This is a genomic window from Roseateles sp. (assembly GCF_049240545.1).
In the GTDB taxonomy this organism is placed as follows: Bacteria; Pseudomonadota; Gammaproteobacteria; order Burkholderiales; family Burkholderiaceae_C; genus Paucibacter_A.
On the sequence record NZ_JBMLSK010000348.1, the window covers coordinates 1 to 1,443 of the forward strand.

Sequence of the window (1,443 nt, forward strand, 5' to 3'; positions counted from 1 at the left end):
CGATCTGTCCGACGATGCGCTGGCAGATGTAGGCCAGCAGGAGGCGCCAGCGGTCCAACTTTGGCAACTGCTCCGCAGCGGCCTTGACGTGCTGCAGGGCCGCGTGAACATTGGCGATCATCGATTTGATCAACCCTGCTTCAGCGTGCATCGGCGTCAGGTACAGCGTCGTCTGGTTGCCGCTGTGGGTGGCACGCCCCACGGCCGCCAGCAGCAGTGGCCGACTGGTCAGCGCCTCGCGCCGGGCCTGCGGGTGGGCTGCCCGCACGTACCAGCTCCACCAGTTGTAGACCAGCGCCACCGCGCGCGCGCTCACCTGGCTGCGATGCATGTCCTGCGTGGTGAAGCCGCCCCAGCCCCACTGGTTCTTCAACTCGTCGAACCCGTTCTCGCAGTCGCAGCGGTCGCGATAGAGCTGGCCGATGGCGGCCAGATCGTAGGTCAGGTTGGTCGCCAGTACGGTGTATTCCCAGACCTGCGCGTTGTCTTGCACCGGGTCGTGCGGCAGGGCCAGCACGAACTGTTCGTTGGCCTCGGGCTGGCCACGCTTCTTTGCCGCGGCCTTGGCCGTGACGGCGATGTCGTGCTGGATGCGCCGGCGCAGCACCACCACGCGGCGCGCCTTGCTCCAGCCGCTCAGGCGCAACTCGTCCTCGATCGCCTGCCAGCCCTGGCTGGCCTCGGTGGCACGCGTCCAGTCCTGGCGCCGGAACAGCCGCTCGATCAACCGCTTGACGTTGGCCGTCTTGCGCAGGCGCAGCAGGTAGCGCAGATCGCGCTGCTCGCACACATCGATGATGTCCTCAAAGCCGTAGCCGCAGTCCCCGCGCACCAGCGCCGGGGCCTGCTCGCCCAACTCGTCGAGCAGTCGCGCCATTGCCGCCTTGCCATGGCCCGAGCTGTGCCGCTTGCCCGAGCTGAGCACCGCGTCGAGCACCAGGCGCAGGTTGCCGACCCAGAAGGTGTGCAACACGTGGCTCGGGCGGCCCGGCTTGTGCGGGTTGTAGCCGACCTCGGCACCTTCCTGATGCCCGTACAGCGGTTTGATGGTGGCGTCCAGGTCCAGCACCCACGGTCGATCCAAGGCCTGGCGCACGCTGCTCTTCAGCGCGCCGCGCATCCACGGCTCGCTGGCCTCGGGCGCCAGCGCTGCCAGTGCGCGGCGCACCGAGTCTTCGCTGACCATGCCGCGCAGGCCCAGCGCCTTGGCCGCCACGGCGTCGCCGCGCACGCCGGCAATGTGCGCGTAGCGCTTGGCTCCAGCCAGAATGCCCAGCATCAGCGTGCCCAGCACATCGCGCGGCCGCGATGCATTGGGGCTGCTGTAGTGCAGCGGGCAGTCCTGCACCCAGCGGTCAAACACACCGGCGGTGGCCAGAAACTCCGCGAAGAACACGATCTGCCCGTGCGGCGTGGCTTGCGCTGTCTCGTCCCAGCGCACAT

The 1,443-nt window shown here is 68.5% G+C and carries 1 protein-coding gene; it reads right to left on the minus strand.

The window, feature by feature from the left end; all coding sequences use genetic code 11:
- A partial coding sequence (locus ACOVRJ_RS21480) for a transposase (RefSeq protein WP_422045859.1) occupies positions 1–1,443 on the minus strand: 1,443 nt, incomplete at both ends.